The following is a 16,226-nucleotide window of genomic DNA, read 5'->3' on the forward strand; positions in this document are numbered from 1 at the left end:
TCTTCATAAGTTTTCCTAATGTTGCAAAAATTCGATTGAGTGCAAGAGGCTTGCCGGGAAAAGATCGCGCCGTTCGATCCCAACAAAGGTATTTGCCCGGTGAATGACAGCGCACGCATCGTGATCATTGGCGGCGGCGTCATTGGCCTCGGCATAGCCTATCATCTCGCCGAACTCGGGGTGACCGACGTCGTTCTGCTGGAGCGTCACCAACTGACCAGCGGCACATCCTGGCATGCCGCCGGCATCGTCGGTCCGCTGCGCGCCAGCCTCAATCTGACAAGGCTTGCGCAATATGCGACCGAATTGTTTCCACGCTTGGAGGAGCGGACCGGGCAGGCCTCCGGGTATCGGCGCACAGGCGGCCTGTGGCTGGCGCGCAGGCCGGAGCGAATGGATGAGCTGAAGCGTATCGCCCATATGGGCGATGTCTGTGGCCTGACGGTCGAGATGATCGACGGCGCTGGCGTTGCCGGCCGCGTGCGCGGCATCGTCCCGGACGGCATCGAGGGCGCTCTGTGGGTCGAAGAGGATGGTCAGGCCAATCCGGTCGACATCTGCGCGGCCTATGCCAAGGGCGCACGCGCCGCCGGCATCCGGATACTGGAAGGGGCCGTCTGCACTGGCTTCGTGACGAAGAACGGCAGGGTCGCCGGCGTCAAGCTGGCGTCGGGCGCCACCATCGATTGCGCGACGGTCGTGAACTGCGCCGGCGCCTGGGCGCGCGATATCGGCGCTCTTGCCGGTGTCCCGGTGCCGCTGCAGGCGGTCGAGCATATGTATGTCGTGACGGAGCCGATTGCGGGCCTGCAGGATCCGTTTCCCATCGTGCGTGACCTCGACGAGGGCATCTACGTCAAGGGCGATTCCGGCAAGCTGGTTCTGGGTGGGTTCGAACCGAACGCCAAGATCTTCGACGTCCGCGGACCGGCGGGTGGCAGGCCGTTCCTCGAACTGCCGGAGGATTGGAATCAGTTCGAACCATTCATGGCCGCGGGCCTCAAACTTCTGCCGGCGCTCTCGCAAGCCGGCATCAGGCACTTCATGAACGGCCCCGAGAGTTTCACGCCCGACACGCGGCCGTTGATGGGAGAGTCGCCTTACCTGCGCGGCTTCCATGTCGCCGCCGGTTTCAATTCCACCGGCATGATGTCTTCGGCCGGCGCCGGCAAGGCGATGGCCGAATGGATCGTCGACGGCGAGCCAGGCCTTGATCTGTGGGCGCTCGACATTGCCCGCTTCGACCGGTCCGCCGCGTCTAGATCCTTTGTCGGCGCCCGGATGGAGGAAGCGGTCGCCGATCTGTTCCGTATGCACTGGCCCTACAAGCAGCCGAGCGCGGGCCGCGACGTCAGGCGTTCTGTCTTTCACCAGACTTTCGCGGCTGCCGGCGCTGTTTTCGGTGCGCCGACAGGGTGGGAGCGGCCGCTCTGGTTCGGCCGGGATGAGGCCGCACGAGCAGTCCGCTATTCGGTCGGCGCGCAGCCATGGTGGGGTGCTGCGAAAGCGGAAGCCGGCCGCATGGCCGAGGGCGTCGGCCTGTTCGAGCTCTCCCCTTTCACCAAGCTCGACATAGTTGGCCGCGACGCAGGGACGTTGTTGCAGAGGCTTTGCGCCAACGACGTCGATGTCGCCGAAGGCCGTGCCGTCTATATGCAGATGCTCAATGCGCGGGGCGGGATCGAGGCCGACGTGACCGTGACCCGCGACGGCGCCCACGCATTCCGCGTGATCTCCGGTGCGGCGACCAGACAGAAGGACATTGCCTGGATCAGGCGCCATGCTGAGGATCTTGGCCTCGACGTCTCGGTCTTCGACGCGACGTCTTCGGAAGCCGTGCTCGGCGTCATGGGGCCGCGCTCCCGCGACCTGCTTCAAAGCCTGACCGACGCCGATCTTTCCGATGCCGCTTTCCCGTTCTCGACCTCGCGCCGCATCGATATCGGCATGGTCAGTGTCCGGGCCACCCGCGTCAGCTTCGTCGGCGAACTCGGCTTCGAGCTCTACGTGCCGGTCGAATGCGCGCAAAGCCTGCTCGCCACGATCGCCGCGGCGGGCCGCGCCCACGGCCTCGTCTTCTGCGGCCATTATGCGCTGGATGGCTGCCGCCTTGAAAAGGGCTATCGCCATTGGGGGCACGATATCGGCCCGAAGGACACGCCGCTGGAGGCTGGCCTGTCCTTCGCGGTCTCCTGGAAGAAGAATGATTTCATCGGCCGCGACGCGCTGCTGGCGCAGAAGGCCGGGGGCGTCAGCCGCCGGCTCCTGCATTTCGCGGTCGACGGCGCCAATCCGCTTCTACTTCATGATGAGCCGATCTATCGGAACGGCAAACTTGCCGGCCTGACCACGTCGGGCGGTCTTGGTTCACGCACCGGCTTGAGCCTTTGCCTTGGCTACGTTGCCTGCCAGCCGGGTGAGACGAAAGCACAGGTGCTGGCCTCCGACTACGAGATCGCGGTGGCCGGCACGCGCCATATGCTGAGGGCGCTCGACAAGCCGCCCTATGACCCAACTGGAGCGCGGATGCGCGGCTGCGAGGAGACAATTTCATGAGGCAGCATGCCCGTGTCGTTATTATCGGCGGTGGAGCCATGGGCGTTTCCCTGCTCTACCACTTGGCCAAGCGCGGCTGGGGCGACGTCGTCCTCGTCGAGAAGCATGAACTGACCGCCGGTTCCACTTGGCATGCCGCCGGCCTTTGCACGCATTTCGCCCATAATGCGACGATCATGGAGATGCGCGCGCATTCGGTGCGGCTCTATCGGGAAATCCTGACCGCCGAGACCGGGCTGCCAACAGGCTTCCATGCCAGCGGCGCACTACGCATCACCCGCTCGCGGGACCGCATGGACGAATTCCGCCATGTTCAGGGTCTCGGCCGGTTCGTGGGCCATGATTTCCACATCCTGAGCCCGGAAGAACTCAAGCAGATCTATCCGCTCTGCCTGACCGACGGCATTATCGGGGCGATCTATGAGCCCAATGACGGCCATGTCGATCCGACGCTGGCGACCAACGCAATGGCGGCCGGTGCGCGCTCCCGCGGCGCCGAGATCGTCCGCCACAATCCCGTCCTGGCGATCGAACGGAAGGCATCCGGCGAGTGGCTCGTCCGCACGACGCAGGGCGACATCACCGCCGAGCATGTGGTGAACGCCGCCGGCACCTGGTGCCGCGAGATCGGCGCGATGATGGGTCTCGACCTGCCGGTCGTGCCGATGCTGCACCAATATGTCGTGACCGACAGGGTGCCTGAAATCGCCGATCGCATTGCCGCCGGCGCCAAGGAATTGCCGATCATCCGCGATCCCGAAGAAAGCTGGTATCTGCGCCAGGAACGCGACGGCTATATCGTCGGCCCCTATGAAAAGTCGGCCCAGCCCTGGGCAATCGACGGGGTGCCGGCCGAATTCGGCATGGAGTTGCTGCCGCCTGACCTGGACCGCGTCGAGCATATCATCGCGCTGGCGATGGAGCGCGTCCCCGCACTTGCCAATGCCGGCATCAAGACGGTGGTCAACGGGCCCATCACCTTCACCCCGGACGCCAATCCTCTGATCGGTCCCGCATTCGGCCTTGATAACGCCTGGCTGCTGACCGGTTCCAGCATGGGGGTGATGGAAGGCGGCGGCGCCGGACGTTTCCTCGCCGACTGGATCGTCGACGGGGCGCCGCCGAGCGACGCGCTCGCCATCGATCCACGCAGGTTCGGCAACTATGCCGATCGGGATTATCGCATCGACAGGGCGGTCGAAGGGTTCGGTCTGCAGTTCGGCATCCACTATCCCTATGAAGAGCGTGAAGCCGGGCGCCCGCGCCGCACCACACCGGCGCTCGACCTCCAGAAAAACCAGGGCGCCGTGCTGGGCGCCGCCTATGGCTGGGAGCGGCCGAACTGGTTCGCCATCGGCGGGATCGATCGCGATCCGCCGCTGACCTTTCGCAAGCCCGGCTGGTTCGAAGCGGCGCGCGGCGAATGTCTCGCCGTGCGCGATGGCGTCGGCGCCATCGATCTGTCCGCCTTTTCCAAGTTCGAAGTTGGCGGCCCCGGGGCGAGCGCCTTCATGGATTCGCTTGGCGCCAATCGTCCGCCAACGCGGCAGGGTCGCATCGGCCTCGTCCATGTGCTGACGGCAAAGGGCGGCGTCGCGTCGGAATTCACGGTAACGCGCCTCGGCGATGACTGGTTCTACCTGACCAGCGCCGCTGTGGCGGAGCGGCATGACGAGGACCTGCTGCGCTCCCGCGCCGCAGCCTTTGCGAATGTGACAATCGACAATGTCACCGAAAGGCGCGGCGTGCTCGCCCTCATGGGGCCTCGTGCCCGCGATCTGCTGCAGACGGTGAGCGAGGCCGATCTGTCCAACGCGGGATTTCCCTGGCTTTCCGCCCAGATCATCCGGGTCGCCGGCATCAAGGCGGCGGCGCTCCGGGTGTCCTATGCCGGCGAACTGGGATGGGAGCTTCATGTCCAGCTGGCGCAATTCGGCAAGCTCTATGATGCGATCACCAGGGCCGGCCGACGTTTCGATCTGCGCCCGTTCGGCATCCACGCCCTCAACGCCATGCGGCTGGAGAAGGGTTATCGTGCCTGGGGCGCCGACCTGACGACGGAGCGGACGCCGCTTGAAGCCGGGTTGGACGCCCTGGTCAAAACCGAGGGACGGGATTTCACTGGCCGCGAGGCCATGCTCGCACGCGTCGGCGATGGCGCCTGGAGAATGGTGCTTCTCGAAATCGATGATGACGCCGAAAGGCTGCCTTTCTACGCTCATGCCGTGATCCAGGCGGAGCGGCCGGTCGGGATCGTCACCTCCGGCGCCCATGGCTTCCGCACCGGCAAGATCATTGCGCTTGCCTATCTGCGCCCCGGTGTCCCGACCGGAGGGTTGAGCGTCTCTATCCTCGGAAAGGAACTCGCGGCGCGGGAACTTCGCGAAGCCCCCTATGATCCCGGCAATTTGCGGCTGCGCGGCGTCCATGCCGCGGAACCGGCTGCCTTCACGCTTGCCTGATGTCGGAGAAAAAGATGAACACGGACGCGACGATCACCACCGAAGCTCACGCACCCCGAACCGGAGGCAGGGCCGGAAGGCAGGGCCAGCGCATGGCGCAGCAGGCGCCGCGCCGTCCCTATATCAGCCGCAGGATCGGCACCTTCAACATCCTCGACGAGGAAGGGCTGAGCCTGATCGAGGCCAATGCCGACCGGCTGCTCAAGGAGATCGGCATGGAGTTCCATGACGACCCCGAAATCCTCGACATCTTCCGGGAGGCCGGCGCCGACGTGCAGGGCACGAGGGTGCGCTTCGAACCGGGCATGTGCCGCAAGATCATCCGTGCCACGGCCCCTTCCCAATTCAGGCAGCATGCCCGCAACCCCGCCAACACGGTCATGATCGGCGGCGACAACACCGTGCTGTGCCCGTCCTGGGGACCGCCCTTCGTCCACGACCTCGACCGTGGCCGTCGCTATGCCACGATCGGCGATTTCCGCGACCTGGTGAAAATCCATCAGATGATCCCGCACCTGCATCATTCGGGCGGCGTGGTGTGCGAGCCTGTCGACCTGCCGGCCAACAAGCGACATCTCGACATGCTGTACACGCACATCCGCCATTCCGACCGGCCATTCATGGGTGCCTTCATCGGTTCGAAGCGCGCACAGGACGCTGTCGACATGGCTAAGATCGTCTTCGGCGAAGAGTTCGTCGCCAACAACGCCGTGCTCTACAACGTGTCCAACACCAATGCGCCGCTGGTGCTCGACGCCAACATGTCCGGCTCGCTGAAGGTCTATGCCCGCAACAACCAGCCGGTTGCCTGCACGCCCTGGACTCTGGCCGGCGCGATGAGCCCGTGCACGGTCGCCGGCACACTGGCGCAGGTGCTGGCGGAGGCGCTCGCTTGTCTCAGCCTTGTGCAACTGATCAACCCGGGAGCGCCCTGCCTGATGGGAAGCTTTGCCAGCACCATCTCGATGCAGAGCGGTGCGCCGACCTTCGGCACGCCGGAAGCAGGCAAGATGGTGCTGGCGTGCGGGCAACTGGCGCGCCGTGTCGGCGTGCCGTTCCACACTGTCGGCTCGCTGTCGGCGTCCAAGCTTCCCGACGCCCAGGCCGAACAGGAGGCGACATGGGGGATCCTGATGTCGATGTTTGCCGGCGCCAATGTGATCAACCACGCCACGGGCTGGCTGGAAGGCGGACTGGTCACCGGCTTCGAAAAGACGGTCATCGACGCCGATCTTTGCGGCAAGGTCGCCAGCCTGTTCGAGGGCATCGATCTATCGGCCAACGCACAGGCGATGGAGGCGATCGAAGCGGTCGGACCGGGATCGCATTTCCTCGGCAGCGCGCACACGCAGTCCAACTTCCTGTCGGCTTTCTACCGATCCACCAGCAGCGACAACAACTCCTTCGAACAGTGGAACGAGGACGGGCGCCTCGACGCCGCCCAGCGCGCCAACCGGCAGTGGAAACGGCTGCTCGATGAGTATCAGGATCCGGGCCTCGATCCGGCCATCGACGAGGCGCTGCAGGCATTCATTGCGGGCCGCAAGGCCAGCGAGCCGGATCAGGCGTATTTCTAGAGCATGATCCCCAAAAAGTGGGAACCGGTTTTCGGGAAAGATCATGCTCCAACAAAGAGACAGATCAGGATGGCGAAACGTCATCCTGATCTGGTGCCATCCAGTCAGGAGCATGCGGCTGCGAGGTGATGACCTTATGCGGCTCATCGTTTTTCCTAATGCGAGGAAATTTGGGATGGATTGGCTGCGCGTTCCGCTAACCTGATGGATAGACTGAACGAAATCAGCGCAATGGGGAACATCATGAAACGCTACCTACTCGAAACGGCATTCGGCGCTCTGTTGCTGATGCCTGTGTCTTCGGCGCTCGCCGCGGACGTGACGATGCCCGATCCGAACTACGCCACCGCGACAGCGGTCATGAACGTCATCAAGGACGCCGCCCAACTGGAATTGGGGCTGGAGGTTTCGACGGTGACCACCACCGCCGTCCCGGTGATCTGGGAGGCGATGAGCCGTAACAAGGGCGAGGTGGATATCTGGCCGGATGTCTGGCTGCCGAACCAGCAGGGCCTCGTCGACAAATATGTGAAGGGCGCCGGCACCGTGAAGCTCGCGCAAAACGGCTATGAGGCCAAGCAGGGCTACTGCGTCACCCAGGTCACTGTCGACAAATATGGCATCAAGGATGTCTCGGATCTCGCCAATCCGGACAATGCCAAGCTTTTCGACACCAATGGTGACGGCAAGGGCGAAATCTGGATCGGCGCGTCAGGCTGGCAATCCACCAACATCGAGAAGGTTCGTGCCCGCGACTATGGCTTTGCCGATTTCTTCGACCTGCAGGTGACCGACGAAGCGGTGGCGGCAGCTTCGCTCGACCGCGCTGCCAAGGCCGACAAGCCATGGGTCGGCTACTGCTACAGCCCGCACCAGAATTTCGCCCGCTACAAGCTCGCCTTCCTGACCGAGCCGAAAAACGATCCGGCGAAATTTGTCGTCGTGCAGCCCAACGACGACCCGCAATGGTTTGAAAAGTCGAAAGTCTCATCCGCCTATGCTGACACAACCGTGCACGTTGCCTATGCTGCCTCGCTTGCGCAACGCCAGCCGGACCTGACCGCGGCGCTGGAGCGCATAACCTTCAACCCGGACGACATCAGCAAATGGGCATATGCAATCATCGTCGACAAGAAACCGGCGGACGATGTGGCCAAGGAATGGATCAAGGCCCATCCTCAGGACGTGGCGAAGTGGTTCGGCCACTGACGGTCGGCCGGCGTACGGTTTACAGCCTGCATCACCTGTTCGCCGCCGAGCGGGATCGATAGACGTGGACGCCGCCGCCGGTCCCGCCGCCATTGTCATGAACGATGTCTGGAAAGTCTTCGGCGCCCGCGCGCCGGAGGCGATGACGGCTATCCTGCGCGAGCACCTCGACAAGGACGAGGTGGTCAAGCGCTTCGGCTGCGTGGTCGGCGTGGCCGACGTCAGCATTTCGGTCGCTCCGGGGGAGATATTCTGCGTCATGGGGCTTTCGGGCAGCGGGAAATCGACGCTGATCCGCCATATCAACCGTCTTCTCGAACCGTCGGCCGGCAAGATTTTCGTCGACGGCGAGGACATCATGGCCAAGACGCCGTCCGAACTCAGGGCGCTGCGGTCCCGCAAGATCGGCATGGTGTTTCAAAGCTTCGGCCTGCTTCCACACCGGACGGTTCGCGACAATGTCGCCCTGCCGCTGGAAATCCAGGCGGCAAGCAAGCAGCGTCGCTTCGATGTCGCCGAGGCAGCGCTCGCCAAGGTCAACCTGTCCGGCTGGGGCGATCGCTATTGCCACGAGCTTTCGGGCGGCATGCAGCAGCGCGTCGGACTGGCCCGGGCGCTGGCCGCGGATTCGGCGATCCTCTTGATGGACGAGCCGTTCAGCGCGCTTGACCCGCTGATAAGGCGGCAGCTTCAAGACGAATTCCTCGCCCTGTCACGATCGATAGGCAAGACGGTCGTCTTCATCACGCATGATCTCGACGAGGCGATCCGCATCGGCGACCGCATCGCGATCATGAAGGATGGCGTCATCATCCAGATCGACACGCCCGAGGAGATCGTCACCGCGCCGAAGCACGAATATGTGGCAAAGTTCGTCGCCGACATTTCGCGCCTGACGGTCATCACCGCGCGGCGCATCATGGAACCCGTCGAGAGCTTCAGGGCACGGGATCGCTCAATGCTGGATATCGATCGGTTGCGCAAGGTCGCCTCGCAGCAGCCGCTGGCCGAGCTTGTCGAACTCGCCGCCCAGGATGCCGCTCCACTGGCGGTAACCGATGGCGGCGGGATTGTCGGCATCGTCGACAGGCAAGCTCTCCTCGAGGGTTTGAGAAAGGGCGCACGACCGTGAACGCTCATGATCCGGTAGCCAAGCCGATGGTCGGGCACGACCGGTCGTCGGAAGAAGGTCTTGTCCGGGAATTCGTGGTCCAGAATTCGGCCTACTACGTCGAGATGTTCGCCCGCATCAGGGACGCGCGAAATGCCGTCTGGCCGTTCAACATCGCGGCGGCGCTGCTGGGTCCGGTGTGGGCGGCCGCCCGTGGCACAATGGTGCTGTTCTGGATCGCCTTCTTCCTCGAGATGCTGGCGGTGGTTCAGATCGGTGTTGGCGCTGCCGGAAATCTGGGCGGTGCGGAGATGGCGCGGGCCGAACGGCTCACCAAGCAGGCCGAAGCGCGCGCCGAGCAGGCAAAGGCCGCGACGGCGGCGGGAGCCGACAATGCCGAAGGCCTGAAATCGTCTGCCGCGGCCTTGGAGAAGGCCGCGAGCGCCGCCAGGCAGCAGGTCGAAACGGCGAGGGCGAAAGTGCCGCTGTTGATCGGAGCGGGTCTCCTCACGCTGTTTGTTGCCAAGCTCATCACCGGATTTCTCGCCAACAGGATGCTTGAGCGGCGGTTCGCGCGATGGCGTTCGCAGCCCACGCTGCGGCACGGGCTCGATTATCCGCTCGCCACGGGAGCGCTCGTCTTCTGTCTCCTCGCCTACGGGCTTTCAATCTATCGCTTCGCCATCGCGGCACCGGCCGCCTGGCTCACCGTCGCGCCGTCCAATCGTGACTGGCAGGTCGCCCTGTCCTCCGGACTGGATGGCTTGATGGCGGCGATATCGCATAGCGGAGAAGGCGTGTTCGGCGTGGTCACCGGGGCGATATCCCTGGTTCTCGACGGCCTGGCCTATGCGCTGACGGGAATGCCCTGGCCGGTGACGATGGCGATCATCCTCGTCCTTGCCTGGCAATTGGCGGGGCCGCGCGTCGCCATCTTCACCGCCGCCGCGCTGGCCTATCTCGCCGTCCTCGGCTTCTGGGAAAAAAGCCTGGAGACAGTGGCCTTGCTGGGCACCGCAGCGGTCCTCTGCCTGGCCATCGGCATTCCGCTCGGCATCTGGTGTGGGCGCAGGCCGCGTGTCTACACGGCATTGCGGCCGGTGCTGGACTTCATGCAGACCATGCCCGCTTTCGTCTATCTCATCCCAGTGATCGCTTTGTTCGGCATCGGCAAACCCCCCGGCGTGATCGCCACCTTGATCTTCGGCACGCCGCCCGTGGTACGTTTGACGGCGCTTGGCCTGCAAGGTGTGCCGCCGGCCGTCCGCGAAGCCGCGCAGGCCTATGGCGCCACAAGGTGGTTTCTGCTGACGCGGGTGGATCTGCCGCTTGCGATGCCCTCGATCATGGCCGGCATCAACCAGACCATATTGATGTGCCTGTCCATGGTCGTCATCGCCTCGCTGATCGGTGCCAAGGGACTTGGCGAGGACGTCTTGAACGCCCTTCAATATGCGGCGGTGGGGCAGGGGCTGCTGGCGGGTTTCGCGATTTTGCTCTGCGCCATGATCATCGATCGGATCGTGCAGGGAAGGCCCAGCCGGTAGCCTCCGGCCCCCTCGCTTTGCGGCCGCTTCAGGACATGCAAGATCGCAACACCGGCGGCGCCAAAAAATGCCCGTGCCGCCGGTCATGGTCCAATCCACCAGCCTTGCCGTGATCCCGGTCAATGCCTTAGACAGGCGCCCGTGAACAATCCAAAGGCGGAGAAGAACCACATGTCGGACCGGATGAAGACCATCTCCTCTGCCAGGTCGCATGGCGGCGAGCAGGGCGTCTATTCCCACGCTTCCGATGCCTGCTCCTGCGACATGATTTTTGCCGTTTTCGTGCCGCCGCAGGCCCGTGAAAAACCTTGTCCGGTCGTATGGTACCTCTCCGGCCTGACTTGCACCCATGCCAATGTAATGGACAAGGGCGAGTACAGGCGGATGGCCGCCGAGCTTGGCCTGATCGTCGTCTGTCCCGACACCAGTCCCCGCGGCGCCGATATTCCCGACGAGAAGGAGAATTGGCAGTTCGGCAGCGGCGCCGGCTTCTACGTCGATGCGACGCAAGCGCCCTACGCCAGGAACTATCGCATGTATTCCTATGTGACCGAGGAGCTGCCGGCGTTGATCGCGCGGGAATTTCCGGCCGACATGACGCGCCAGGCGATCCTTGGCCACTCGATGGGCGGGCATGGCGCGCTGACGATCGCGCTCAAAAATCCCGAGCGCTTCAAGAGCTGCTCGGCGTTTGCGCCGATCGTGCAGCCAAGCACCGCCGGCTGGTCGAGGCCGGCCTTCGAGAAATATCTCGGCGCGGACGAGGCGTCATGGCGGAACTGGGATGCCACCTCGCTCATCGAGGACGGCCACCGCTTCCCGGAGTTCCTCGTCGATCAAGGGAAGTCGGACGGATTTCTCAATGATGGGCTGAGGCCGTGGCTCCTGGAAGCAGCCTGCGCCAAGGCCGGCATTCCCCTGACGCTGCGCATGCAGGACGGCTATGATCACTCTTATTTCTTCATTTCGACGTTCATGGACGACCATCTGAAGTGGCATGCGCAAAGGCTCTGATCCGGGACCAGCGTCCGTCGTCGCGCCTGGTCAGTCGCCTCGACGGCCCGCGACTGGGCGCCCGCCGTCGATCCACAGGGCAAGCAATGTGCAGCCCGCGCCTGAGAGCAAATAGGCACCGGCGGCGATGAGGCCGAAATTGCCGGCCAACAGCAGGGCTGCGAGCGGCGCGAAGCCGGCGCCGAACATCCATGCCAAGTCAGAGGTTATTGCAGAGCCGGTATAGCGGTACTGTCGGGAAAAGCTCGATGCGACAACGCCGGACGATTGCCCGAAACTCAGCCCCAGGAGGATGAAGCCCAGCACCATGAACAAGGCCTCGCCGATGGTGCCGCCATCGAGAAGCTGCGGGGCAAAACCGCTGAATGTCGCGATTGCGATCGCCGAGCCGCCGAGCAGCGCGCGCCGTCCGACGCGGTCGGCCAGCGGACCCGATGCGACGATGGCCGCAATGCCGAACAGTGCGCTCACCGCCTCGATCACCAGGAAACGCGCCGGTCCCTCATTGGTGAACAGGAACACCCAGGAGAGCGGAAACACCGTCACCATGTGGAACAGGGCGAAACTCGCCAGGGGTGCGAAGGCGCCGACGACGACGTTGCGGCCTTCGGCCCTGATCGTGTCCCTGATGCGGGTCGGCTGCAGGTCCCCGCTCTCGTACAATCTTGCGAATTCGGGTGTGACGACGATGCGCAGCCTGGCGAACAGAGCCACGACATTGATGGCGAAGGCGACGAAGAAGGGATAGCGCCAGCCCCACGAGAAGAAGTCGTCGGCCGACAGGTTGGCGACGAAGAAGGCGAAAAGGGAACTCGCCACGATGAGGCCGATCGGCGCGCCCAGTTGCGGGATCATGGCATAGAAGCCGCGCCGGTTCCGCGGCGCGTTCAGCGCCAGCAGCGAGGGCAGCCCGTCCCATGTACCGCCAAGCGCCAGCCCCTGTCCGATGCGGGCCAGCGCCAGCAGCCAGACGGCGACAGCACCAATGTCGCCATAGCCAGGCAGAAACGCGATGGCGACGGTCGACGTGCCGAGCAGGAACAGCGCGATCGTCAGTTTCGCGCCGCGGCCATGGGCGCGATCGACCGCCATGAACAGCACGGAGCCGAATGGGCGCGCGACGAAGGCCAGCGCGAAGATGCAGAAGGAGTAGAGTGTGCCGACGAGCGGATCGTGCGCCGGAAACATAAGCTTGGGAAACACGATGACGGAGGCGATCGCATAGACGAAGAAGTCGAAGAATTCCGACGTCCTGCCCACGATCACGCCGACCGCGATATCGCCCGCGCTGACCTGGCCATGATCCGAGCCGATCAGCCCGCTGTTCGTTTCGGCACTCGAAGTCTGAGCCATTTGTCCGTCGTCACTGAGTGGAATGAGGTGTCAGGGACCTAATTCCCGGGATCCCATTGTGCGCTGCACACTGTGCCAAAGCCACCCCGGCTGGGCATTGGACAAATTGTCCAATGTCACCGCGCCGCCGCCAGCGGTAGCCCCTTATCGATACCGTGCTGCAGCATGAACGGCTGCCGCGGTCCATCGAGGGCAGCGTTTGATGAAACGATTTGGAGCCTTGCTTCTGTTTCCCCTGGCCGGGCTGTTGAGCGGCTGCGATCTGGTCGTGCTGGCGCCCGCGGGCGACGTCGCGGCCCAGCAGCGCGACCTGCTCGTGGTCTCGACCCTGCTGATGCTGGTCATCATCGTGCCGGTCATGGCGCTGACTGTCTTTTTCGCCTGGCGCTACCGGCAATCCAACGCCTCGGCGACCTACACGCCGGACTGGGATCATTCGACGAAGCTGGAACTGGTGATCTGGGCCGCCCCTCTGCTCATCATCATATGCCTTGGCGCGCTGACCTGGCTCGGCACGCACCTGCTCGACCCATACCGGCGGATCGACCGGATCGAGTCCGGCCAGCCCGTTACCCAACTGCACAAGCCTCTCAGGGTCGAGGTCGTGGCGCTCGACTGGAAATGGCTCTTCATCTATCCGGATTATGGCATCGCCTCCGTCAACGAACTGGCGGCGCCGGTCAACCAGCCGATCGACTTCCGCATCACCTCGTCGGCGGTGATGAATTCCTTTTATATTCCGGTACTTGCCGGACAGATCTATGCCATGCCCGGCATGGAGACGAAGCTGCACGCCGTCATCAACCAGCCGGGCACCTATAGCGGCTTCTCGGCCAACTACAGCGGCGCCGGCTTTTCGGGGATGCGCTTCGCTTTCCACGGCCTGTCCGACCAGGCTTTCGACCAGTGGGTGGCACAGGCCAAGACCGCGTCGGCGGCGCTCAACCGCGACAGCTATCTCGAACTCGAAAAGCCGAGCGAGAACGAACCGGTCCGCCACTACGCTTCCGTCGCTTCCGACCTTTATGGCGCCATCCTCAATTTGTGCGTCGAGCGCGGCAAGATGTGCATGAATGAGATGATGTCGATCGATGCCAAGGGTGGCCTTGGTCTCGCGGGCGTCCGCAACACGCTGCCGCTGCAATATGACAAGCTCGCCCGGCGCGGCGCGATATTTGGCAACGACCCGTCCTACGTCGCCAGCATCTGCACGGCGGAGGAGGCTGCCGCGGCGGGGCACGCCGCCGATGCCACGCCGACGGACTGGCCGGCGAAGGATCTCTCCCCGCTTCGCGGGGCGGGGCTGCTGCGGCCCGGGACCGAGAGCCGTCGCGCCGAGGCGGATACGCCGCCGCTCGGCCTGCTGCGGCGCGAACTGTGAGAAATAGCCGATGCCCGACTCGCTGACCAAGTTCATCTTCGGCCGTCTCACCTGGGAATCGCTGCCCCTGCACGAGCCGATCGTCGTCGCCACCTTCGTCGCGGTCGCGCTCGGCGGCATCGCCCTTCTCGGCGCGATCACCTATTTCAAGCTGTGGGCCTATCTGTGGCGCGAGTGGTTCACCAGCGTCGACCACAAGAAGATCGGCATCATGTACATCGTGCTCGGCCTGATCATGCTGCTGCGCGGCTTCTCGGACGCCATCATGATGCGGCTCCAGCAGGCCATCGCCTTCAACGGCTCCGAGGGATATCTCAATTCGCATCACTACGACCAGATATTCACCGCCCATGGCGTGATCATGATCTTCTTCGTGGCGATGCCCTTCGTCACCGGGCTGATGAATTTCGTCGTGCCGCTGCAGATCGGCGCACGTGACGTCTCCTTCCCCTTCCTCAACAATTTCAGCTTCTGGATGACGGTCGGCGGCGCCATCCTGGTCATGGCGTCGCTGTTCGTCGGTGAATTCGCCCGCACCGGCTGGCTCGCCTATCCGCCGCTCTCCGGCATCGGCTACAGTCCTGACGTCGGCGTCGACTATTACATCTGGGCGCTGCAGGTGGCGGGCGTCGGCACGACGCTGTCGGGCATCAACCTGATCTGCACGATCATCAAGATGCGCGCGCCTGGCATGACGATGATGCGCATGCCTATCTTCACCTGGACGTCGCTTTGCACCAACGTGCTGATCGTGGCGTCCTTCCCGGTGCTGACGGCGGTGCTCGCGATGCTGTCGCTCGACCGCTATGTCGGCACCAACTTCTTCACCAACGACTTCGGCGGCAACCCGATGATGTATGTGAACCTCATCTGGATATGGGGTCACCCGGAAGTCTACATCCTCATCCTGCCGCTGTTCGGCGTCTTTTCCGAGGTCACCTCGACCTTCTCCGGCAAGCGCCTGTTCGGCTACACCTCGATGGTCTACGCCACGGTGGTCATCACCATCCTGTCGTATCTCGTCTGGCTGCATCACTTCTTCACCATGGGCTCCGGCGCCAGCGTCAATTCCTTCTTCGGCATCACCACGATGATCATCTCGATCCCGACCGGGGCGAAGATATTCAACTGGCTGTTCACGATGTATCGCGGCCGCATCCGCTTCGAACTGCCGATGATGTGGACGGTGGCCTTCATGCTCACCTTCGTCGTCGGCGGCATGACCGGCGTGCTGCTGGCGGTGCCGCCGGCGGACTTCGTGCTGCACAACAGCCTGTTCCTGATCGCGCACTTCCACAACGTCATCATCGGCGGCGTGCTGTTCGGCCTTTTCGCCGGCATTGCCTACTGGTGGCCCAAGGCCTTCGGATTCAAGCTCGATCCATTCTGGGGGAAGGTCTCGTTCTGGTGCTGGGTGGTCGGCTTCTGGTTCGCCTTCATGCCGCTTTACATCCTGGGCCTGATGGGCGTGACGCGCCGCATGCGCGTCTTCGACGATCCTTCGCTGCAGATCTGGTTCGTGATCGCCGCCTTCGGCGCGGTGCTGATCGCCTTCGGCATCGGCGCTTTCCTGATCCAGATCTTCGTCTCGATTCGCAGGCGTGCCGAATTCGTCGATGTCACCGGCGATCCGTGGGGCGGTCGCACGCTCGAATGGTCCACCTCCTCGCCGCCGCCGGCCTACAACTTCGCTTTCTCGCCGGTCATCCGCGACAACGATGCCTGGTGGGACATGAAGAAGGCCGGCTATCGGCGCCCGCTTTCCGGCTTCAGGCCGATCCATATGCCTGATAACACTGGCACCGGCATCATCCTGGCGGCCTTCAGCGTCGCGCTCGGCTTCGGCATGATCTGGTACATCTGGTGGCTGGCGGCGCTGAGCTTCGTCTGTCTGATCGCCACCGCGATCGGCCACACCTTCAACTATCACCGCGACTTCCACATTCCGGCGGCCGAGGTCACGCAAACGGAAGAGGCGAGGACGACGCTTCTCGCCGCTCAGTCCAGGGTTTGAGC

General features: G+C 63.8%; 10 protein-coding genes. 9 read left to right on the plus strand and 1 reads right to left on the minus strand.

What is annotated here, in order from left to right; all coding sequences use genetic code 11:
* Window positions 1-99: 99 nt before the first annotated feature.
* The 7 genes from FJ958_RS26115 (at window position 100) to fghA (ending at window position 11,476) form a co-directional block, all read left to right on the plus strand.
* The gene (locus FJ958_RS26115) at window positions 100-2,556 is read left to right on the plus strand and encodes an FAD-dependent oxidoreductase (protein WP_140747162.1); all 2,457 of its coding nucleotides are present in this window, start codon (window positions 100-102) and stop codon (window positions 2,554-2,556) included.
* On the plus strand, window positions 2,553-5,018 hold the full coding sequence (locus tag FJ958_RS26120; RefSeq protein ID WP_140747165.1) for an FAD-dependent oxidoreductase: 2,466 nt from the start codon (window positions 2,553-2,555) through the stop codon (window positions 5,016-5,018). The genes FJ958_RS26115 and FJ958_RS26120 overlap by 4 nt, the downstream gene beginning before the upstream one ends.
* Window positions 5,019-5,032: 14 nt before the next feature.
* On the plus strand, window positions 5,033-6,595 hold the full coding sequence (locus FJ958_RS26125; protein WP_140747168.1) for a trimethylamine methyltransferase family protein: 1,563 nt from the start codon (window positions 5,033-5,035) through the stop codon (window positions 6,593-6,595).
* A gap of 243 nt (window positions 6,596-6,838) precedes the next feature.
* Entirely contained in the window at window positions 6,839-7,804 is a 966-nt protein-coding gene (locus FJ958_RS26130; protein WP_181176523.1) for a glycine betaine ABC transporter substrate-binding protein, read from the plus strand.
* A 97-nt stretch (window positions 7,805-7,901) separates the two neighbouring features.
* A complete protein-coding gene (locus FJ958_RS26135) occupies window positions 7,902-8,936 on the plus strand; it encodes a betaine/proline/choline family ABC transporter ATP-binding protein (protein WP_140747305.1) in 1,035 nt (344 codons plus the stop codon).
* Window positions 8,933-10,462, plus strand: coding sequence for an ABC transporter permease subunit (locus tag FJ958_RS26140; protein ID WP_210243480.1), 1,530 nt, complete (start codon window positions 8,933-8,935; stop codon window positions 10,460-10,462). Before FJ958_RS26135 ends, FJ958_RS26140 begins: the two co-directional genes overlap by 4 nt.
* Before the next feature lie 171 nt (window positions 10,463-10,633).
* Window positions 10,634-11,476 carry an S-formylglutathione hydrolase gene (gene fghA / locus FJ958_RS26145; protein WP_140747311.1) on the plus strand — a complete coding sequence of 281 codons (843 nt, stop codon included), beginning with the start codon at window positions 10,634-10,636 and terminating at the stop codon, window positions 11,474-11,476.
* A gap of 30 nt (window positions 11,477-11,506) precedes the next feature.
* Here the strand turns inward: fghA and FJ958_RS26150 are convergent, their stop codons facing one another.
* Window positions 11,507-12,829, minus strand: a complete 1,323-nt coding sequence (locus FJ958_RS26150) for an MFS transporter (protein ID WP_140747174.1) — start codon at window positions 12,827-12,829, stop codon at window positions 11,507-11,509.
* Between the two features lie 202 nt (window positions 12,830-13,031).
* Between FJ958_RS26150 and cyoA the strand changes: the two genes are divergently transcribed.
* Together cyoA and cyoB are read left to right on the plus strand one after the other, a co-directional pair.
* Entirely contained in the window at window positions 13,032-14,210 is a 1,179-nt protein-coding gene (gene cyoA, locus FJ958_RS26155; protein WP_140747177.1) for a ubiquinol oxidase subunit II, read from the plus strand.
* A gap of 10 nt (window positions 14,211-14,220) precedes the next feature.
* A complete protein-coding gene (cyoB, locus tag FJ958_RS26160) occupies window positions 14,221-16,224 on the plus strand; it encodes a cytochrome o ubiquinol oxidase subunit I (protein ID WP_140747180.1) in 2,004 nt (667 codons plus the stop codon).
* The last annotated feature ends 2 nt before the right edge of the window (window positions 16,225-16,226 follow it).

It is taken from the genome of Mesorhizobium sp. B2-3-5, assembly GCF_006442395.1.
GTDB lineage: Bacteria > Pseudomonadota > Alphaproteobacteria > Rhizobiales > Rhizobiaceae > Mesorhizobium.